The following is a 21,074-nucleotide window of genomic DNA, read 5'->3' on the forward strand; positions in this document are numbered from 1 at the left end:
GGCATCGCTGATGCGGCCACCCCACTCGTTAAGGAATGAATATGCAAAGCAATGCCTCAACAGGATCGACTGCACCGTTGAATGAACGGTTTACCCTGGTGCTGCTCGCTCACGACCAGTCGACTGCCCTGCGGCGGGCTTTGCGCCACTATCGCGACCGTTCGTTCGCGGTACTGGTGGTCGACTCATCGAGCCTGAACGACGCTGATATCACGGCAGCGTGCCCTGGTATGCAATACCTGCATGCGCCCACGGCCATCGGTTTCGGCGACAAGGTTCGCCAGGCCGTCGAACGAGTCGCCACGCCTTACCTGGCGATTGCCGATGCCGAGAGCTTCCTGCTGCCCCTGGCGCTCGAACAAGCGTTGAGCTTCCTGGAAACGCATGGGCAATACAGTGCCTGCCAGGGCTACAGCCTGGCGTTCGAGGCCCATGCTGATCGTGTCGACTATTACGTGCTCGATCGCAAGGGCTGTGAGGATTATTCCGGCACATCGGCCCAAGCCCGGCTGGCCATGTTTGCCGAGGATTGCCCATCCCTGGTGAATGCCCTCACGCGCACTGAAACCCTGCGGCGCAGTTACGCTTCGTTGCCTGCCGGTTTTGAGTCGCGATTGCAGGAGGCTGGCCATTCCCTTGGGTTGGTGGCGGATGCAAAAGTCCGCTTGCTGGACATTCCTTATGCTGTGCACGAGCGCAGTCGCGTGGCCAAGCCACGGAACCCGGCTGGCACGGCACCCGGTACCGAGGACTTGCGAGCAGTCGCTGAACAGGAACGGATGGGCGCGATGCTGGCCGGCGCCTTTGGCACGGATGCTGCGGCGCGGGAACATACCCCGGCCATACTCAAGAAGCTGGTCGAACGTTCGGTGTCGCAGGCCGGGAAACTGTTCGAGTCGACCTGGGATTCTCGGCGTGGCGAACCGGTTCGGCGTTTTGAACCGACGCAATACGTTGAGTTGCCCTTCTATAACCAGGCTTTTTTCGACGTGCTCACTTCGCTGGAGTTCCTGCTTCATGCGGCGCCAAGCGGGCAAGTGCAGTTGAAAGAACTGGAAGCCGTCATGCTCAAGCAGAAGGAGCTGTCACGCCCCCAGCGCAACACCAGTGCCGAACCGCTTGATGAGCAGCTGGCGAGGGCTTTCCTGAGCTATGCCTTCAACCAGGATCTGGTGAAGCAGTTGCTCGAAGTCATGCAGGCCAAGGGTGACAAGCGTTACGTGCAAATGCTCCAGGCCTGGGACCAACGGCTCAAGGCAGCGGCGTTTGAAAACACCGCGAGGTTGTTCGACACCACGCGCTCCGGTCAATTGCTGCGCTGGCTCGAGGCACGTGAACCAAGCGCCAGTGAAGCCCAGAAAGTGTCCAAATACCTGGCCGCTCGCAAAGGTGGCCCGACGTTCGGCATTTTGATCCTGGATCTGGACGCCGACATCTTCAAAATGCAGGCCACCTTCGACAGCGTGATCAATGGCTATTGCCGGGCGTTCAAGATTGTCGTGTTCACCACCGGCGACCTGCCGGCCGAGACCACGCCGCAGAACGTGCTGCATTTCGTCAAAGTCAACGAAAGCAATTACGCCGACAAAATCAATCAGGTTGTCAGCCAGAGCGATTGCGATTGGATGGTCATGGCCGAGGCCGGCGATGAATTGACGACGGGTGGTCTGTTCCGTGCGGGTGTGGAGTTACTGGCCGCGCCACAGTGCCAGGCCGTGGCAATGGACGAGTTCCAGCGCCAGCCTGATGGGACGCTGGTCGATGTCTTCCGTCCAGGGTTCAACCTTGATTTGCTGCAAAGCGCCCCGGCCTTGATGGCCCGCCATTGGTTGGTACGCCGCGAGACGCTGGTCAGACTGGGCGGTTATTCGCGCGAGTTCAAGAACGCGATGGAGTTCGATCTGTTGTTGCGCTTGATCGAGCAGGACGGCCTGGAGGGGCTTGCCCACCTGGATGAGCCTCTGCTGACTTGCCAGGCGGCGCCGTTGGAAGACAATGCCGATGAGCGCAAGACATTGCTGCGTCATCTGGCGGTTCGTGGCTATCAGGCCGATGTGAGCGCGGTCGTGCCGGGCACGCATAAAATCGACTACCGTTTTGCCGAGCGCCCCATGGTGTCGATCATCGTCCACGGTGCCTGCGACCTGACGACCCGACAACGCTGCCTGCTCAGCGTCCTGCAGCGTACGCGATATCAGCGCTACGAGGTATTACTCTGCGCCGCCGCGGCAGACAATGCTGTGCTGCGTACCTGGCTCCAGGGGCAGGGGCACCAGGCAAGTCGTGTTCGCTTGTTGGATATCGAACCAGGCATGGCGACGGGCTCATTGATCAACGCTGTCAGCCAGGAGGCCAAGGGTGAGTATCTGGTGACGCTGGCGGCAGACAGTGAGGTGGTCAACGTCAATTGGATCGAATCGCTGCTCAACCAGGCCTTGCGTCCGGAGGTCGGCGTGGTCGGCGCCAAGCTGGTCGAGCGCGACGGACGTATCACCCAGGCGGGCCTGATTCTGGGGTTGAACGACGAAGTCGGCTCGGCATTCGTGGGTGAGCCGAAGACCGCCAGAGGCTACATGAACAGGTTGGTCGTCGAGCAGAACTGTTCGGCGGTGTCTTTTGCCTGCCTGATGATTTCGAGGCAGCTGTTCGAAGCGGCTGACGGCATAGACAGCGGTTTGTTCGACGATGCCTTGGGTGATGTGGACCTGTGCCTGAGGGTCGGTCAGGCCGGATATCTGACGGTATGGACGCCCCATGTGCAGGTTATCCAGTCCGGTGTGCTGGCGAGTACGCCTGAGACGCTTATGGCGTTACGAGGGAAGTGGGCCGGGGCGTTCGCCCAGGATCGGTTCTACAACGGCAATCTGGCGTTGAAAGGCGCGGGTTTCGCCTTGGGACCAGTGCGCAACGTACCCTGGACCGACTTGCTGAACGAACCGGCTGCGTAACCCCCGCTGTACAAGACTTGTCACCAACGCCGGCAGTTGAAACCTGTCGGCGTTTTCTCCCGGCCACGCTGCCATCCCCAAGATTTTTCTCCGGTGTCCGACACCGCCTCTGGAAATGACACGGCTTCGTTTGTCATGAAAAAATGCCCCTCCAGGACAAAACAGCGTGACGCATAGGTCATAAAGTGCATCTTCACTGTATTGTATTCCCCGGAGTGGAGGCCCGTTCGTTCGCCTGACAAGGCCTCCGCCCTTGGAAATCAACCATTTTTAAGCGCCCCTGAGCGTTCGGGGGTGAACCTAGTCGCAGTTCATGATCGGGAAGCCATGATGATTGGCATAAAAAGCATAGCGAGTTATGTGCCGACCGCTGGTGTGGATAACTACGCTCAGGGTGCCAAATTCGAGAAGGATGAAGAGTTCATCCTTGGCAAGATCGGTTCGGCGTTCCTGCCACGCAAAGACGCTGACCAGGAAACCTCGGACCTGTGTGTCGAGGCGGTGAATGCATTATTCGCCAATAATCCGCAGCTTTCGCGCGAATCCATCGACGCGTTGATCGTCGTCACCCAGAACGGTGATGAAGAAGGGTTGCCGCACACGGCCGCCATCGTGCAGGACAAGCTCGGGTTGCCGACCCATGTGGCGGCGTTCGATATATCGCTGGGCTGCTCGGGCTATGTATACGGCATTTATGCCCTGAAAGGCTTCATGGAGGCCGCAGGGTTGAAGAACGGGTTGCTGGTGACCGCTGACCCGTACTCGAAAATCGTTGATCCTGAAGACCGCAACACCACCATGCTGTTCGGCGATGCCGCCACGGCTACATGGATGGCCGAGGGCGCCAACTGGCAGTTGGGCAAGGCCAAGTTCGGCACCGATGGTTCCGGCGCGCCACACCTGAAGGTCAGCGACGGGGTGTTTTTCATGAACGGTCGCCAGGTGTTCAACTTTGCCTTGCTGAAAGTACCGGCTCATTTGCACGAACTGCTGGACGAATCCTCATTGCAAGCCAGCGACATCGACGCATTCTGTATCCACCAGGGCAGTGCGGCGATTGTCGATGCCGTGGCGCGGCGTTTCGAGGGTGAGCCTGAGAAATTCATCAAGGACATGGTCGAGACCGGCAATACCGTGTCGTCGAGCATTCCGCTGCTGCTGGAAAAGCATGTTCTGGATGCTGAATGGAAGCGTGTGGCTATCAGCGGTTTCGGTGTGGGCCTGTCGTGGGGCTCGGCGATTCTTTATCGCGATTGATTGAATCACCTGCTTTCCTATAGCGCTTCAGGTTGGCCTGTGGCGCTATTTTTTTGCCTGCATCTTTATCCTGCGGTTTCTTGACGCCATTTTTCGGGCCTTTTCCTGCGGCTAACCCCTTGTTTCTCAAGGGGTGGCAGTCTGCTAGCAAATTTTTTGAAAAAAGCCCTCAAGCAAGTTCCCAATCCGACGATAACTATTACGAAGGTTCTCTAGGCCACACCCGGCGGTTGCCAGGGCCGGAAGCCGCAGTACCCAACCAACGAGGAATTCGTCATGGCTTTAACAGTAAACACTAACGTCACATCGTTGAACGTTCAGAAGAACCTGAACAAGGCTTCCGATGCTCTGTCCACTTCGATGACCCGCCTGTCTTCCGGCCTGAAAATCAACAGCGCCAAAGACGACGCCGCCGGCCTGCAGATCGCTACCCGTATGACCTCGCAAATCCGCGGTCAGAACATGGCGATCAAAAACGCCAACGACGGTATCTCCATGGCGCAGACCGCTGAAGGCGCGATGCAAGAGCAGACCAACATTCTGCAACGTATGCGTGAACTGGCCATCCAGGCCCGTAACGACAGCAACAGCGCAGATGACCGTATCGCTCTGAACAAAGAGTTCTCGCAGATGAGCGACGAACTGACCCGTATCGCCAACAGCACCAACCTGAACGGCAAGAACCTGCTTGACGGTACCGCTAGCACCATGACCTTCCAGGTCGGTTCGAACAACGGTTCTGACAACCAGATCACTCTGACCCTGAGCGCCAGCTTCGACGCTGCCACCCTGGGTGTTGACTCGGCGATCACCATCGTTGGTTCCGACAGTGCTACTTCGGAAACCAACTTCTCGGCCGCCATGGACGCAATCACCAGCGCGATCGACACCATCAACAGTGCTCGTGCCGACCTCGGTGCTGCTCAGAACCGTCTCAACAGCACCATCTCCAACCTGCAGAACATCAACGAAAACGCCAGTGCTGCACTGGGTCGCGTACAAGATACCGACTTCGCTGCTGAAACTGCGCAACTGACCAAGCAGCAGACTCTGCAGCAAGCGTCTACCTCGGTTCTGGCCCAGGCCAACCAACTGCCATCCGCTGTACTGAAGCTGCTTCAGTAATAGCTGGATGAGTTTTAGCGGGGGAGTGCGCTTGCGTGCTCTCTCGCTTTTTCCGTTCAAGAGGTGATGGACATGGATATGAGCGTTAAGCTGAACTTGTCTTATCCAGCGGCGAAGCCGGCACCTACAGTGGCCGACAAGCCAGTGGAGAAGCCTCAAGCCGACGTTGCTACCGTGACACCGGTCAAGCAAGCGCCTAAAGATGCTGCCGCCGAGCAGGACAAACTCAAGAAAGCCGTTCAGGAAATCGAGAAGTTCGTTCAGTCGGTCAAGCGCAACCTGGAGTTCTCTATTGATGAGCCTTCAGGCAAAGTAGTGGTCAAAGTGATTGCCAGCGGTTCCGGTGAAGTGATTCGCCAGATCCCGAACGAAGAAGTTCTGAAACTGGCCAACAGTTTGAATGATGCAAACAGCTTGTTGTTCAGCGCTGAAGCCTGACAACCGGCACGAATTTTGTTGTTATGTTCTTTTGGGCGTTGTAAAGGTCAAAAGGCCGGCGACACACTGAAGGGAGTCCCACATGGCAAGTCCAATTCTACCTGGCTTGGGTCTAGGCTCTGGCCTTGATACCACTGCGATCGTCAAGGCGCTGGTCGATTCCGACAAGGCCGCCAAGCAAGGTCAGATCACCCGAGCGACGACGACGACTACCAACAGTATCTCCGGGGTGGGAACCCTGAAGTCGTTGCTGGCAGCCTTCAATACCGCCATGAAGGACTTGTCCAGCACCACGACCCCGCAATTCTCGGGTTTTGCTGCAACATCTTCCGCACCCGGCGTTCTGACGGCTACCGCCAGCAACTCGGCGGTGGGCGGTACCTATGCAATCAAGGTCGACAATATCGCCACGGCTTCCAAGGTCACCTCGGCAGCCTTCGCCGGTGGCACTAGCAGTGCCATTCCGAGCGGCACGTTGACCATCAAGCAGAACGGCGTCGACTACAACCTCGACGTGGCATCCGGTGCGACCCTGCAATCGGTTCGTGACGCGATCAACGCCGACTCTTCGCTCAAGGCTGCTGGTTTCAGCGCCAACATCATCACCGACTCTTTCGGTTCGCGGCTGGTGCTGGGTTCAAGCACTACCGGCACAGGTTCCGATATCTCGGTGAGCGGTATCGCGGGGCTGGAGATCGATGGGACGAACGTCGTAGGTGCCGGGGGGGCTGCGTTGACGGCTTCTTCGGCGGGTGCCATCGGCGCCCTGGCCCAGGACGCGAAGTTTTCCGTTGATGGCATGGCGCTGACCAGCAAGAGCAATACGGTCAGCACGGCGATTTCCGGACTGACGTTGAATTTGCTCGGAGTAGCGGACGGGGGCACTTCAACCGTCACCGTGGCACCGAACAACGATGGCCTGAAAGCCTCGATCCAGAAATTCGTCGATGCCTATAACGCGATCGCCAATAGCATCACTGCACTGACCAAGCCTTCGCTCGACGCTGATGGGAAGCTGACGGTGTCGGCAAAATTGACCGGTGACGCGTTGCCTCGCTCGCTGCTGGCCGCGATTCGGACGCCCTTGTCTGAAACCGGCGCTGGCGACAAGCTGACGTCGCTGGCCCAGTTGGGTATTACCACCGACCAGAAGACGGGCGCGTTGAACTTCGATACCACCAAGTTCAACACGGCGATGAACGACAAAAAGCTCAGCGGTGAAGTCCAAACGTTGTTCACTGGCACCAATGGGCTGCTGGAGCGCATGGGCAAGGCGATCGAACCCTACAGCCAGACGGGGGGTATCCTCGATCAGCGGACCACGGCGCTGAGCAGGACCCAGACCCGCCTGAAGAACGATCAGGAAGCATTGGATCGCAGGGTCGAGACCCTGACCGCCACGCTGACCAAAAAGTACAACGACATGGATACCCTGGTCGGTAAGCTGAAGGCCACTGCCAGTAACATCACCTCGATGTTCGAAGCATTGACGGCGCAGCAGAAAAACAGCTGATTTTCGACCGCTGAAAAAAGCCCGGCAACGTTTTGACAACGTTCCGGGCTTTCGCCTTTTCGGTCTAAAGTTTTTTGACGCAGCGTCGATACGCTGTTTATACGAACCGAAGTTTTTTGATGAGGTAGAACATGAATCCGATGTTAGCCCTTCGCCAATACCAGAAGATTGGCGCCCAGGCGCAAACCTCCGAAGCAAGTCCCCATCGTCTTGTGCAGATGCTCATGGAAGGCGGGCTCGATCGTATCGCCCAGGCCAAGGGCGCGATGGAGCGCAAGGATATTGCAAACAGAGGCATTCTGATCAGCAAGGCCATCGGCATCGTCGGTGGTTTGCGCGAAGGCCTGGACCTGGAAAACCAGGCCGAGTCGGTCGCTGAATTGGATGCTCTTTACGCTTACATGATGAAACGTCTGGCCGAAGCCAACGTGAAGGCCGATCCGAAGATCCTCGACGAAGTCACCGATCTGCTTCGCACGGTCAAGGAAGGCTGGGATGCCATTGCCGCGCCTGGTCCGCAATTCTAAGGAGCGCTCTCATGAGTCTTGTCCTGCAGCGAATCGAACAAACCCGTGATGCCTTGGTGGATGCCCTGGCCGAGCGAAACTGGGAGGCCATCGGTCAGTTGGACCTGGCTTGCCGTTCCTGCATGGAAGAGGTCCTGGGCGAGTCCCAGGTGGACGAGGCGGCGTTGCGGCTGAATCTTGAGGAGTTGCTGGGGGTATATCGGCAATTGCTGGAGGCGGCCACAGGAGAGCGTCAGGCGATCGTCGACGAGATGCAACAGATCCATCAAGCACAGAACGCTGCAAAGGTTTACCATCTGTTCGGTTAATGCTCAGTTAATCCGAGCCCGTTGCGCCATAAATTTGACTGTGCACGGTTTTTTGACTTAACTAGTAGCTGTTTACAGATTTAAGGCGTCTACAGGCATGACAAGTCTGCAAGCGTCTAGCTTGCCCCCTAATTTCGGGCATTGGGTTGACTAGGGAAGTTGCTATTGCATGTGGCGTGAAACCAAAATTCTCCTGATCGATGACGATAGCGTTCGCCGCCGCGACCTGGCGGTGATCCTGAATTTTCTTGGCGAAGAAAATTTACCCTGCGGAAGCCATGATTGGCAGCAGGCTGTCGGCTCATTGTCGTCCAGTCGTGAAGTCATCTGTGTCCTTATCGGGACCGTAAATGCTCCCGCAACGCTTTTGGGCTTGCTAAAGACACTCTCAACCTGGGATGAGTTCCTTCCGGTTTTGTTAATGGGCGAAAATTCTTCCCTTGACTTGCCTGAAGACCAGCGTCGCCGGGTACTTTCCACGCTCGAAATGCCGCCCAGCTACAGCAAGCTGCTTGATTCTCTGCACCGCGCGCAGGTTTATCGCGAGATGTACGATCAGGCCCGCGAGCGCGGCAGGCATCGCGAACCCAACCTGTTCCGCAGCCTTGTCGGCACCAGCCGCGCGATCCAGCACGTGCGCCAGATGATGCAGCAGGTCGCCGATACCGACGCCAGCGTGCTGATCCTGGGCGAGTCTGGCACCGGCAAGGAAGTGGTCGCGCGCAACCTGCATTACCATTCCAAACGCCGCGAAGCGCCGTTCGTGCCGGTCAACTGTGGCGCGATCCCGGCCGAGTTGCTGGAAAGCGAGCTGTTCGGCCATGAGAAAGGCGCCTTCACCGGCGCGATCACCAGTCGCGCCGGGCGTTTCGAACTGGCCAACGGCGGTACGCTGTTTCTCGATGAAATCGGCGACATGCCGCTGCCGATGCAGGTCAAGCTGTTGCGGGTCCTGCAGGAGCGCACCTTCGAACGCGTGGGCAGCAACAAGACCCAGAGTGTCGATGTGCGGATCATTGCCGCGACGCACAAGAACCTCGAGAGCATGATCGAGGTTGGCAGTTTCCGCGAAGACCTCTACTACCGCCTCAATGTTTTCCCGATCGAAATGGCACCGCTGCGTGAACGCGTCGAAGACATCCCGTTGCTGATGAACGAGCTGATCTCGCGCATGGAGCACGAGAAGCGCGGTTCGATCCGCTTCAATTCGGCGGCAATCATGTCCCTGTGCCGCCATGGCTGGCCGGGCAACGTCCGCGAGCTGGCCAACCTGGTGGAGCGCATGGCGATCATGCACCCGTACGGGGTGATCGGCGTGAATGAGCTGCCGAAGAAATTCCGCTACGTCGATGACGAAGACGAGCAAATGGTCGACAGCCTGCGCAGCGACCTGGAAGAGCGCGTGGCCATCAATGGCCACACGCCGGACTTCACTGCCAATGCCTTGTTGCCGCCCGAAGGGCTGGACCTCAAGGATTACCTGGGAGGGCTGGAACAAGGGCTGATCCAGCAGGCGCTGGACGATGCCAACGGTATCGTGGCCCGCGCGGCAGAGCGCCTGCGCATCCGCCGTACCACCCTGGTGGAGAAGATGCGCAAGTACGGCATGAGCCGCCGCGAAGGAGATGAACAGGCGGATGATTGACGCCTGTTTTCCAACCGCCTGATTTTCAGGCGGTTTTTTTTCGGCACGGGTATTGCTATAGCCCTCGCAACGTTCCGTTTAACTGACGGTCAGCCAAGCGAGAGAGCACGATGACCCAAGCCGCCCAGATGACTCCTGTCCCCGAACCGGGGCACATGCCGTCCGCCGAACAGGCAAGCCGGCTTGGACTTGAGCAGGCATTTTCGCTGTTCAACCAGATGTCCAGCCAACTGACGGATTCCTACAGCCTGCTCGAGGCCCGGGTCACCGAACTCAAGGGTGAGTTGGCCGTGGTCAGTGCCCAGCGCATGCAGGAGCTGGCGGAAAAGGAACGCCTGGCCAATCGCCTGCAAAACCTCCTCGACCTGTTGCCCGGTGGCGTGATCGTCATCGACGCCCATGGTCGTGTGCGCGAAGCCAACCCGGCGGCCTGCGAGTTGCTCGGCCTGCCCCTGGAAGGCGAGCTGTGGCGACACGTCATCGCCCGCTGCTTTGCGCCCCGGGAAGACGACGGTCATGAAGTGTCCCTCAAGGACGGTCGGCGCCTGTCCATCTCGACACGCTCGCTGGATGCCGAGCCCGGGCAGTTGGTGCTGCTCAATGACTTGACTGAAACCCGTCACCTGCAAGACCAGTTGGCGCGCCATGAGCGCTTGTCTTCCCTGGGGCGTATGGTGGCGTCGCTGGCCCACCAGATTCGTACGCCGCTTTCTGCCGCGCTCCTCTATGCCAGTCATTTGACTGAGCAGCAATTGCCGATGGAAACCCAGCAACGCTTCGCTGGGCGCTTGAAAGAGCGCCTGCACGAACTGGAGCATCAGGTGCGCGACATGCTGGTGTTCGCTCGCGGCGAGCTGCCGTTGACCGACCGTGTCAGCCCCAAGGCCTTGCTTCAATCGCTGCGGGCCGCGGCGTTGACCCATGTACAAGAGTTGCCGATCCGCTGGCAGTGCGACAGTCATGTCGGTGAAGTGTTGTGCAACCGCGACACCTTGGTGGGCGCGGTGTTGAATCTCCTCGAAAACGCGATCCAGGCCAGCGGCGGTAACGTCCGGCTGAAGGTGCATTTATACACGCGCGACAACACCTTGCGCCTGTCGGTCAGCGACAGCGGCAGTGGTATCGAGCCGGCCGTGCTGGCGCGTCTGGGCGAGCCGTTCTTTACCACCAAGACCACCGGCACCGGCCTGGGCCTGACCGTGGTCAAGGCCGTGGCCCGTGCTCATCAGGGAGAATTGCTGCTGCGCTCTCGGCTGGGTCGTGGCACCTGTGCAACAGTGATCCTGCCGCTGTTTTCCAATGCGCCAGGGGTGGAGTGAAGGCAATGGTGATCAAGGTGTTGCTGGTTGAGGACGACCGGGCCCTGCGCGAGGCGCTGGCCGATACGCTGGTGCTGGCCGGGCACGATTACGCCGCCGTCGGTTCGGCGGAGGAGGCCTTGCTGGCGGTGGGCCGGGAGGCGTTCAGCCTGGTGGTCAGTGACGTCAACATGCCGGGCATGGACGGCCATCAATTGCTCGGCCTGTTGCGTGCCCGTCAGCCGCAGCTGCCGGTCTTGCTGATGACCGCCCACGGCGCCGTCGAGCGAGCGGTGGATGCCATGCGCCAGGGGGCAGCGGATTACCTGGTCAAGCCGTTCGAGCCCAAGGCCCTGCTGGATTTGGTTGCGCGCCATGCCTTGGGCAATCTCGCGGTCGAGGGCGAAGGGCCGGTGGCCATCGAGCCGGCCAGTGCGCAACTGCTGGAATTGGCCGCGCGGGTGGCGCGCAGCGATTCAACCGTGTTGATTTCCGGCGAGTCCGGTACGGGCAAGGAAGTGCTGGCGCGCTATATCCATCAACAGTCCCGGCGCGCCGGGGAGCCGTTCATCGCCATCAATTGCGCGGCGATTCCCGACAACATGCTCGAGGCGACACTGTTCGGCCACGAAAAGGGTTCGTTCACCGGCGCCATCGCGGCCCAGGCCGGCAAATTCGAACAGGCTGACGGTGGCACGATACTGCTCGATGAAATTTCCGAAATGCCCTTGGGCCTGCAGGCCAAGCTGTTGCGAGTATTGCAGGAGCGGGAAGTGGAACGGGTTGGTGCGCGCAAGCCCATCAGCCTGGACATCCGCGTGGTGGCAACCACCAACCGCGACCTGGCCGGCGAAGTCGCGGCGGGGCGTTTCCGTGAAGACCTCTATTACCGTCTGTCGGTGTTCCCGCTGGCCTGGCGTCCGTTGCGCGAGCGCACCGCCGATATCCTGCCGCTGGCCGAGCGCCTGCTGAACAAACACGTCAATAAAATGAAACATGCGGCGGCCCGTCTTTCGGCCGAGGCCCGGGCCTGCCTGGTTGCCTACCCCTGGCCGGGCAATGTCCGGGAGCTTGATAACGCCATTCAGCGTGCCTTGATCCTGCAGCAGGGCGGCTTGATCCAGCCGGAGGATTTTTGCCTGGCGGGTCCGGTGGCCTGTGCGCCCTTGCCTGCATTGGCGCCGGCGCCGCCAGCACCTGCCGCTCCACCGCCGGACGTCGAGGGCGAGTCGGTTGGCGCCTTGGGCGATGACCTGCGCCGTCGCGAGTTCCAGATGATCATCGACACCCTGCGCGCCGAGCGCGGTCGTCGCAAGGAGGCGGCCGAACGCTTGGGGATCAGCCCGCGCACCTTGCGCTACAAGTTGGCGCAGATGCGCGACGCCGGCATGGACGTCGAGGCTTACCTGTTCGCCAGTTGAATAAACACTACGAATCCCTGTGGGAGCGAGCTTGCTCGCGATAGCGGTAGATCAGTCGCATTGATGTCGGGTGTGACTGAGTCATCGCGAGCAAGCTCGCTCCCACATGGGCTTGGGCGCGCATTTGTTTTCTATCGCCATGGAGCTGGCACCCTTGTTGCTAATACCCGTGTACCCGCTGAGTAAGTGTCAAAAAAACGCGGGCCGCCAGAGAGAGTAGACCATGAGCCAAGGTATTGAATTTAATCGGTTGATGTTGGACATGCGGGCCATGCAAATGGACGCCATGGCCCAGCCTAAATCGGTCGCGGTCCCCCAGGTGGGTGGCAGCAGCTTTTCCGACATGCTCGGTCAGGCCGTCAATAAAGTGAACGATACCCAGCAGGCGTCGAACCAGTTGGCCAGTGCTTTCGAGATTGGCAAGAGTGGCGTCGACCTGACGGACGTAATGATCTCCTCGCAGAAAGCCAGTGTCTCGTTTCAGGCGTTGACCCAGGTTCGCAACAAACTGGTTCAAGCCTATCAAGACATCATGCAGATGCCGGTTTAAGGAAATTATTGAGTCATGGCAGAAGCAGCCGTTGATAACGTTCCAGCCAAGGCCACTCCGGTAGACGGCAAACCGCCGTTGTTCGGCCTGTCCTTCCTGGAAAATCTCTCCGAGATGACCATGCTGCGTCAGGTCGGCCTGTTGGTCGGCCTGGCTGCCAGCGTGGCGATTGGTTTCGCTGTGGTGTTGTGGTCCCAGCAGCCAGACTACCGTCCGTTGTACGGCAGCCTGGCGGGCATGGACGCCAAGCAAGTCATGGAGACCCTGGCTTCTGCCGACATTCCCTATACCGTCGAACCCAATTCCGGCGCCTTGCTGGTCAAGGCCGATGACGTTGCCCGTGCACGCCTCAAGCTTGCCGCCGCCGGGGTGACGCCGACCGATGGCAACATCGGTTTCGAGATCCTCGACAAGGACCAGGGCCTGGGCACCAGCCAGTTCATGGAAGCGACCCGTTATCGTCGGGGCCTGGAAGGTGAGCTGGCCCGGACCATTTCCAGCCTGAACAACGTCAAGGGCGCCCGTGTGCACCTGGCGATTCCGAAAAGCTCGGTATTCGTGCGCGATGAGCGCAAGCCCAGTGCCTCGGTACTGGTCGAGCTGTACTCGGGCCGATCCCTGGAGCCGGGCCAGGTCGTGGCCATCGTCAATTTGGTGGCGACCAGCGTACCCGAGCTGAGCAAGTCCCAGATCACGGTGGTCGACCAGAAAGGCAACCTGCTGTCCGACCAGGCGGAGAACTCCGAGCTGACCATGGCCGGCAAGCAATTCGATTACAGCCGTCGCATGGAAGGCATGCTGACCCAGCGGGTGCACAACATCCTGCAACCGATCCTGGGTAATGATCGCTATAAAGCCGAAGTGTCGGCCGACGTCGATTTCAGCGCCGTCGAGTCCACTTCCGAGCAGTTCAACCCGGACCAGCCGGCGTTGCGCAGCGAGCAGTCGGTGAGTGAGCAGCGTACCGCCAGCAATGGCCCGCAAGGTGTGCCGGGTGCCCTGAGCAACCAGCCGCCGTCGCCGGCCAGCGCGCCGCAAACCACCGGCGGCGCCACGGCAGCCGCCGGCATGGTGCAGCCAGGCCAGCCGCTGATCGATGCCAATGGCCAGCAGATCATGGATCCGGCCACCGGCCAGCCGATGCTGGCGCCATACCCGGCGGACAAGCGTCAGCAGTCGACCAAGAACTTCGAGCTGGACCGTTCCATCAGCCACACCAAGCAACAGCAGGGCCGTTTGAATCGCCTGTCGGTCGCCGTGGTGGTGGACGACCAGGTCAAGGTCAACCCGGCCAACGGCGAAACCAGCCGTGCGCCATGGAGCGCCGACGAATTGGCGCGCTTTACTCGCCTGGTGCAGGATGCCGTCGGTTTCGACGCCAGCCGCGGTGACAGTGTCAGCGTGATCAACGTGCCGTTCTCCCTGGAGCGCGGTGAGGTGGTCGCCGACATTCCGTTTTATTCGCAACCCTGGTTCTGGGATGTGGTCAAGCAAGTATTGGGTGTGCTGTTTATCCTGGTACTGGTGTTTGGCGTGCTGCGTCCGGTGCTCAACAACATCACCGGTGGTGGCAAGAGCAAGCAACTGGCAGGCCTGGGCGATGTCGAGCTGGGAGGCATGGGCGGCCTGGATGGCGAATTGGCCAATGATCGCGTCAGCCTCGGCGGGCCGCAGAGCATTCTGCTGCCAAGCCCGAGCGAAGGCTATGACGCTCAGTTGAACGCCATCAAGAGTCTGGTGGCAGAAGACCCGGGTCGTGTGGCCCAGGTCGTGAAAGAGTGGATTAACGCAGATGAGTGATAATCGAGCCGCTGTTGCCAAATTGTCCCGGGTCGACAAAGCCGCGATCCTGCTGCTGTCCCTGGGGTCGACCGACGCCGCCCAAGTGTTGCGCCACATGGGCCCCAAGGAGGTCCAGCGCGTGGGCGTGGCCATGGCACAGATGGGTAACGTGCACCGTGAACAGGTCGAGCAGGTGATGAGCGAGTTCGTCGACATCGTCGGCGATCAGACCAGCCTGGGCGTCGGCTCCGACGACTACGTGCGCAAAATGCTCACCCAGGCACTGGGCGAGGACAAAGCCAACGGTCTCATCGACCGGATCCTGCTGGGTGGCAATACCAGCGGCCTGGACAGCCTCAAGTGGATGGAGCCACGGGCCGTTGCCGACGTGATCCGTTACGAGCACCCGCAGATCCAGGCGATCGTGGTGGCTTACCTCGACCCGGACCAGGCCGGCGAAGTGCTGGGCAACTTCGACCACAAGGTGCGCCTGGACATCATCCTGCGGGTGTCGTCGCTCAACACCGTGCAACCGGCGGCCCTGAAAGAATTGAACCAGATTCTCGAGAAGCAGTTCTCGGGCAATTCCAATGCCTCGCGCACCACCCTGGGTGGCATCAAGCGCGCGGCGGACATCATGAACTTCCTCGACAGTTCGATCGAAGGTCAGTTGATGGACTCGATCCGCGAGTTCGACGAAGACCTGTCCGGTCAGATCGAAGACCTCATGTTCGTGTTCAACAACCTGTCCGATGTCGACGATCGTGGCATCCAGGCGCTGTTGCGCGAGGTGTCGTCCGACGTGCTGGTACTGGCCCTCAAGGGGTCGGACGAAGGCGTCAAGGAAAAGATCTTCAAGAACATGTCCAAACGGGCGGCCGAACTGTTGCGCGACGACCTCGAGGCCAAGGGCCCGGTGCGCGTCAGCGACGTGGAAACCGCACAGAAGGAAATCCTCACCATCGCCCGCCGCATGGCCGAAGCCGGGGAGATCGTTCTCGGTGGCAAGGGCGGCGAAGAGATGATCTAAGGTCGTTATGTCTGCCAAGAGTGATGAAGCACCCAGCGACCTGATCCGCGCCCGGGACGTCGGTGGTTTCGACGTCTGGTCGCTGCCCAGCTTCGACCCCCATGTTCCCGAGCCTGAGCCGGAACCGGTGGAAGAGCTGCCGGAACCGGAGGAAGTGCCGCTGGAAGAAGTCCAGCCACTGACCCTCGAGGAAGTCGAGAGCATTCGCCAGGAAGCCTATAACGAAGGCTTTGCCGTGGGCGAAAAGGAAGGCTTCCACAGCACCACGCTCAAGGTCCGCCAGGAAGCCGACGTGGCGCTGACGGCCAAGCTCCGTGCGCTGGAATCGCTGATGCTCAACCTGTTCGACCCCATCGCCGAGCAGGATACCCAGATCGAAAAATCCCTGGTCGGGCTGGTGCAACACATTGCCCGGCAAGTGATCCAGCGTGAACTGGCCATCGATTCGACCCAGATCGAACAGGTCATGCGCGAAGCGCTCAAGTTGTTGCCATTGGGCGTGGGTAACGTGCGGTTGTACATCAATCCCCAGGACTTCGAACTGGTCAAGGCCCTGCGCGAGCGTCATGAAGAAACCTGGCGCATCGTCGAGGACGCGACACTGCTACCGGGCGGTTGCCGGGTGGAAACCGAACACAGCCGCATCGACGCCACCGTTGAAACCCGTATCAGCCAGATCATGGCCAAGCTGTTCGATCAATTGCACGAACAGGCCCTGCACCCGGCCGCCGCCGACCTGAGCCTGGACTTGCCGGACGAACCCCTGGTGGGTGCTGATGCAGTGCCGGCCGATGCCGGGGGGGATGTACCTGAATTGGACGCTCCTGCACTGGACAGCCGCGATGCGCCTTGAGCGAACCAGCTTTGGCAAGCGCCTGGGCAGCTACGCCGAGGCCAGTGAACTGGCTGGCCAACCGATTCTGGAAGGACGCCTGCTGCGCATGGTCGGCCTGACCCTCGAAGCCGAGGGCCTGCGTGCCGCCATGGGCAGCCGCTGCATGGTGATCAACGACGACAGCTACCACCCGGTGCAGGTCGAAGCCGAAGTCATGGGCTTTTCCGGCAGCAAGGTCTTCTTGATGCCGGTGGGCAGTGTGGCCGGCATCGCCCCCGGCGCGCGCGTGGTGCCCCTGGCCGACAACGGTCGCCTGCCCATGGGCATGAGCATGCTTGGGCGCGTGCTGGACGGGGCCGGGCGGGCCTTGGACGGCAAGGGCGGCATGAAGGCCGAAGATTGGGTGCCGATGGACGGCCCGACGATCAACCCCCTCAAGCGTGACCCCATCAGCGTGCCGCTGGACGTGGGCATCCGTTGCATCAATGGTTTATTGACGGTCGGTCGCGGCCAACGCCTGGGCCTGTTTGCCGGTACCGGTGTGGGTAAGAGTGTGCTGCTGGGCATGATGACCCGTTTCACCGAAGCCGACATTATCGTCGTGGGGCTGATCGGTGAACGGGGTCGTGAGGTGAAGGAGTTCATCGAGCACATCCTTGGCGAGGAAGGGCTCAAGCGTTCGGTGGTGGTGGCTTCGCCAGCGGACGATGCGCCATTGATGCGGCTGCGGGCCGCCATGTATTGCACACGCATCGCCGAGTATTTCCGCGACAAGGGCAAGAACGTCCTGCTGTTGATGGATTCGTTGACCCGTTTCGCCCAGGCCCAGCGGGAAATCGCCCTGGCCATCGGTGAGCCGCCGGCCACCAAGGGTTATCCACCTTCGGTCTTCGCCAAGCTGCCGAAACTGGTCGAGCGCGCCGGCAATGCGGAAAAGGGCGGCGGTTCGATCACTGCGTTCTATACCGTGCTGTCCGAAGGCGATGACCAGCAAGACCCTATCGCCGACTCGGCCCGGGGTGTGCTCGACGGCCACATCGTGCTGTCCAGGCGCCTGGCCGAAGAAGGTCACTACCCGGCCATCGATATCGAGGCTTCCATCAGCCGGGTCATGCCGTCTGTGATCAGTGCCGAACACATGAAACGGGCCCAGCAGTTCAAGCAGTACTGGTCGCGCTACCAGCAAAGCCGTGACCTGATCAGCGTCGGCGCCTATGTGCCCGGCGGTGACCGCGAGACCGACACCGCGATCAGTCTTTACCCGGCCATGGCCGTCTACCTGCGCCAAAGCCTGAACGACAACATCGGCATGGGCGCCAGCGAAGCGCACTTGCAGACCATTTTCGCTCCGGTCTCAGGCACGTAACCGGTCATGGCCACGAGTCGTGCGGCGCGCCTGGCGCCAGTGGTGGACATGGCGGAGAAAGCCGAGAAGACCGCCGTCCAGCGACTGGCGTATTTCCAGGGGCAAGTGGCCGTTGCCGAGAGCAAGCTGGCGGACCTTGAAAATTTTCGACTCGAATACCAGGAACAATGGATTGCCCGCGGCAGCCACGGGGTCTCCGGGCAATGGCTGCTGGGATACCAGGGGTTTCTGGCGCAGTTGGGCACGGCCATCGATCAGCAGCGCCAGAGCCTGGTCTGGCACCAGAACAACTTGGAAAAGGCCCGCCAGAGCTGGCAAGAAGCGTTTGCCCGGGTCGAAGGGCTGCGCAAGCTTGTGCAGCGTTATATCGATGAGGCACGGCAACTGGAAGACAGGCGCGAGCAAAAACTGCTCGATGAATTGTCCCAGCGCCTGCCGCGTCAGAACCCCTATTGATGCGAAACGAGGATTTTGTCGGATGAACGAGGCAAAACCTTGCTCTGACCTTTACCAGATGCTACACCTTGTACACGTATGTCCATGACAAGGAAGCCGATCATGTCAGTCGTTACCGAAGTATCCCCCGATGGGCATAAGCTGACGATCTCGATCAAAGGCCGATTCGATTTCGGACGGCATCAGGAGTTTCGTGAGTCCTATGAGCGACTCAATACGAAGCCCGAGTCCATCGTGGTGGATTTGAAAGAAGCCACTTATCTCGACAGTTCCGCCTTGGGCATGCTCTTGCTGTTGCGCGATCATGCCGGTGGCGACGAGTCGGATATCCGGGTCGTCAACAGCAGCAGCGACGTCAAGAAAATCCTCGCGATCTCCAATTTCGACAAGCTGTTCGATATCAGTTGATTGCCATGCAATCGTCGTCGGAATCACTGACGGTCCTGATTGCCGAGGACAGTGCCGCCGATCGCCTGCTGTTGTCGACCATTGTCCGCCGCCAGGGGCACCACGTGCTCACCGCGGCCGATGGTGCCGAGGCGGTCGATGTCTATCTGCAACAGCGTCCACACTTGGTGCTGATGGACGCGATGATGCCTGTGATGGACGGCTTCGAAGCCGCGCAGAGAATCAAGCAACTGGCTGGGGACCAATTGGTCCCGATCATTTTCCTCACCTCTTTGACTGAGAGCGAAGCCCTCGCCCGTTGCCTGGAAGCGGGCGGCGACGACTTCCTGGCCAAGCCTTACAACCAGGTGATCCTGGCGGCCAAGATCAAGGCCATGGACCGTTTGCGCCGGTTGCAGGCCACGGTGGTGGAGCAGCGCGACCAGATCGCCCGTCACCATGACTATCTTCTCAATGAGCAACGGGTCGCCAAGGCCGTGTTCGACAAGATCGCCCACTCCGGCTGCCTGAGCGCGCCAAACATCCGCTACCTGCAATCACCCTATGCCTTGTTCAATGGCGACCTGCTGCTGGCGGCGTTCAACCCGGCCGGCGACATGCACGTCCTGTTGGGGGATTTCACCGGGCACGGCCTGCCAGCGGCCGTCGGTGCGATGCCGCTGGCGGAAGTGTTCTACGGGATGACGGCCAAGGGTTATGGCCTGGCGCAGATCCTGCGGGAGATGAATGCCAAGCTCAAGCGTATCCTGCCGGTGGATATGTTCTGTTGTGCAACGCTGTTATGCCTGAGCTTCCAGCGGTGCACGTTGGAGATCTGGAACGGCGGCATGCCCGATGGTTACCTGCATGACGGTCTCAGCGGCGTGCGCACGCCATTGCCGGCGCGGCACCTGCCGTTAGGCGTGCTCACGCCGCACTTGTTCGATGACCGCACCGAAGTGCATCCGATGTCGCTGGGAGACCGGGTGTTCCTGTTGTCCGACGGTGTGATCGAAACCAGTGATCGCGACGACCAGCCGTTTGGCGTGGAGCGGCTGCTGCAGGTTTTTGCGGCCAACCGTGAGCCTGACGGTCTTTTTGAGGACATCCAGCAGGCCTTGCGGGATTTTCGCGGGGAGGCCCGTGACGACTTCAGCATGGTCGAATTGCGACTGGTCGCGCCGGCGCAACTCAATCCACCGCCACCGGTCTACTCCGATAGCGGCCAGTCCAGCCCGCTGGACTGGTCGGTGAGCTTCGAGTTCCGGGCGCAGACGCTCAAGCGCTTCAACCCTATGCCCTACCTGTTGCAGATGCTGCTTGAGGTGCATGGCCTCAGGGCGCAGAGTGGTGCCCTTTACAGTGTCATGTCGGAGCTCTACTCCAATGCCCTGGATCACGGCGTGCTGGGGCTCGACTCGAGCCTCAAGCGTGACGCGGCGGGTTTTGCCCGCTACTACAGGGAGCGTAATACGCGCCTGGAGGAACTGAGCGACGGTTACGTGCGGGTGCACTTGAACGTTTCGCCAAGCGGCGAGGGCGGTCACCTGGTCATTGAGGTCGAAGACAGTGGCGGGGGGTTCGATGTCGCCCGGGTGCTCGCACGGCCGGTGGACAATGATCGGTTGTCGGGGCGCGGCGTGAGCCTGGTACGCCAGTTGAGCCACCAGGCCAGTTGGTCAGACGATGGTCGTAGTGCGCGCGTGGAGTTTTTCTGGGAGGCTCTGGCATAATTGGGGCCATTCTTGATCAGGGAGCGAACAAGTGAACGAGATTCATCTGGACCGCGACGTGCTCAGCACGTTGAAGGAAGTCATGGAGGAGGGGTATCTGGAATTGCTGGATACGTTTCTCAACGACTCCGAGGCTCGCCTGCGCGTGCTGCATGAAGCGCGGGACGCCGAAAAACTGAGCGCCACCGCCCACAGCTTCAAGGGCAGCAGCAGCAACATGGGTGCCATCCGCCTGGCCGAGTTGTGCGGCGAGCTGGAGCAGCGTGCCAAGCAGCCGTCATTGGGCGGCATCGAGAGCCTGGTCAACGAAATCGACAGCGAATTCGCCCATGTCCGCAAGCTGTGCCGGGAAGAGCGCGAAGGCTTTCATTGCTGAGATTTGATGGCCGGGTAGACATTGGCCCGTGCCTTGCATTGTCTAGTTCCGACTGTACCTATGATTCCAGTGCAGCGGA

Annotated in this window: 19 protein-coding genes; all 19 read left to right on the forward strand. The window is 60.2% G+C overall.

From position 1 onward, the window contains the following. The first annotated feature begins 41 nt into the window (after window positions 1-41). The 19 genes from ACMTA2_RS08955 (at window position 42) to ACMTA2_RS09045 (ending at window position 20,995) form a co-directional block, all read left to right on the forward strand. Entirely contained in the window at window positions 42-2,948 is a 2,907-nt protein-coding gene (locus ACMTA2_RS08955; RefSeq protein WP_413794569.1) for a TIGR00180 family glycosyltransferase, read from the forward strand. Window positions 2,949-3,278: 330 nt separating this feature from the next. Continuing rightward, window positions 3,279-4,205: a ketoacyl-ACP synthase III gene (locus tag ACMTA2_RS08960; RefSeq protein ID WP_413795615.1), complete on the forward strand. Its 927-nt coding sequence runs from the start codon at window positions 3,279-3,281 to the stop codon at window positions 4,203-4,205. 276 nt (window positions 4,206-4,481) lie between these two features. After that, complete coding sequence (locus tag ACMTA2_RS08965) at window positions 4,482-5,330, forward strand: flagellin domain-containing protein (protein WP_109751339.1); 849 nt, start codon at window positions 4,482-4,484, stop codon at window positions 5,328-5,330. Window positions 5,331-5,402: 72 nt separating this feature from the next. After that, entirely contained in the window at window positions 5,403-5,768 is a 366-nt protein-coding gene (locus tag ACMTA2_RS08970) for a flagellar protein FlaG (protein ID WP_413794570.1), read from the forward strand. Between the two features lie 82 nt (window positions 5,769-5,850). After that, window positions 5,851-7,281, forward strand: coding sequence for a flagellar filament capping protein FliD (gene fliD, locus ACMTA2_RS08975; protein WP_413794571.1), 1,431 nt, complete (start codon window positions 5,851-5,853; stop codon window positions 7,279-7,281). 131 nt (window positions 7,282-7,412) lie between these two features. Next, the gene (gene fliS / locus ACMTA2_RS08980; protein ID WP_109751342.1) at window positions 7,413-7,808 is read left to right on the forward strand and encodes a flagellar export chaperone FliS; all 396 of its coding nucleotides are present in this window, start codon (window positions 7,413-7,415) and stop codon (window positions 7,806-7,808) included. An 11-nt stretch (window positions 7,809-7,819) separates the two neighbouring features. After that, a complete protein-coding gene (gene fliT, locus ACMTA2_RS08985) occupies window positions 7,820-8,116 on the forward strand; it encodes a flagellar protein FliT (RefSeq protein ID WP_413794572.1) in 297 nt (98 codons plus the stop codon). Window positions 8,117-8,285: 169 nt separating this feature from the next. Continuing rightward, entirely contained in the window at window positions 8,286-9,761 is a 1,476-nt protein-coding gene (locus tag ACMTA2_RS08990; protein ID WP_003199076.1) for a sigma-54 dependent transcriptional regulator, read from the forward strand. A 110-nt stretch (window positions 9,762-9,871) separates the two neighbouring features. Further along, entirely contained in the window at window positions 9,872-11,080 is a 1,209-nt protein-coding gene (locus ACMTA2_RS08995; RefSeq protein WP_413794573.1) for a sensor histidine kinase, read from the forward strand. A 5-nt stretch (window positions 11,081-11,085) separates the two neighbouring features. Then, a complete protein-coding gene (gene fleR, locus ACMTA2_RS09000) occupies window positions 11,086-12,480 on the forward strand; it encodes a sigma-54-dependent response regulator transcription factor FleR (RefSeq protein ID WP_413794574.1) in 1,395 nt (464 codons plus the stop codon). A 223-nt stretch (window positions 12,481-12,703) separates the two neighbouring features. Then, a complete protein-coding gene (gene fliE / locus ACMTA2_RS09005; RefSeq protein WP_003199082.1) occupies window positions 12,704-13,030 on the forward strand; it encodes a flagellar hook-basal body complex protein FliE in 327 nt (108 codons plus the stop codon). 15 nt (window positions 13,031-13,045) lie between these two features. After that, complete coding sequence (fliF, locus tag ACMTA2_RS09010; protein WP_413794575.1) at window positions 13,046-14,830, forward strand: flagellar basal-body MS-ring/collar protein FliF; 1,785 nt, start codon at window positions 13,046-13,048, stop codon at window positions 14,828-14,830. Next, entirely contained in the window at window positions 14,823-15,842 is a 1,020-nt protein-coding gene (fliG, locus tag ACMTA2_RS09015; RefSeq protein ID WP_003199086.1) for a flagellar motor switch protein FliG, read from the forward strand. Before fliF ends, fliG begins: the two co-directional genes overlap by 8 nt. 7 nt (window positions 15,843-15,849) lie before the next feature. Then, entirely contained in the window at window positions 15,850-16,695 is an 846-nt protein-coding gene (gene fliH, locus ACMTA2_RS09020) for a flagellar assembly protein FliH (RefSeq protein WP_413794576.1), read from the forward strand. Continuing rightward, complete coding sequence (fliI, locus tag ACMTA2_RS09025; protein WP_003199089.1) at window positions 16,685-18,043, forward strand: flagellar protein export ATPase FliI; 1,359 nt, start codon at window positions 16,685-16,687, stop codon at window positions 18,041-18,043. The genes fliH and fliI overlap by 11 nt, the downstream gene beginning before the upstream one ends. A 6-nt stretch (window positions 18,044-18,049) precedes the next feature. Next, the gene (gene fliJ / locus ACMTA2_RS09030; RefSeq protein ID WP_053120276.1) at window positions 18,050-18,499 is read left to right on the forward strand and encodes a flagellar export protein FliJ; all 450 of its coding nucleotides are present in this window, start codon (window positions 18,050-18,052) and stop codon (window positions 18,497-18,499) included. Between the two features lie 102 nt (window positions 18,500-18,601). Then, window positions 18,602-18,907, forward strand: coding sequence for an STAS domain-containing protein (locus tag ACMTA2_RS09035; RefSeq protein ID WP_192259455.1), 306 nt, complete (start codon window positions 18,602-18,604; stop codon window positions 18,905-18,907). Between the two features lie 5 nt (window positions 18,908-18,912). Next, complete coding sequence (locus ACMTA2_RS09040; RefSeq protein ID WP_413794577.1) at window positions 18,913-20,619, forward strand: ATP-binding SpoIIE family protein phosphatase; 1,707 nt, start codon at window positions 18,913-18,915, stop codon at window positions 20,617-20,619. Between the two features lie 31 nt (window positions 20,620-20,650). Beyond that, window positions 20,651-20,995, forward strand: a complete 345-nt coding sequence (locus ACMTA2_RS09045; protein ID WP_053120282.1) for an Hpt domain-containing protein — start codon at window positions 20,651-20,653, stop codon at window positions 20,993-20,995. Window positions 20,996-21,074 lie beyond the last annotated feature (79 nt).

It is taken from the genome of Pseudomonas medicaginis (assembly GCF_965119365.1).
Taxonomy (GTDB): Bacteria; Pseudomonadota; Gammaproteobacteria; order Pseudomonadales; family Pseudomonadaceae; genus Aquipseudomonas.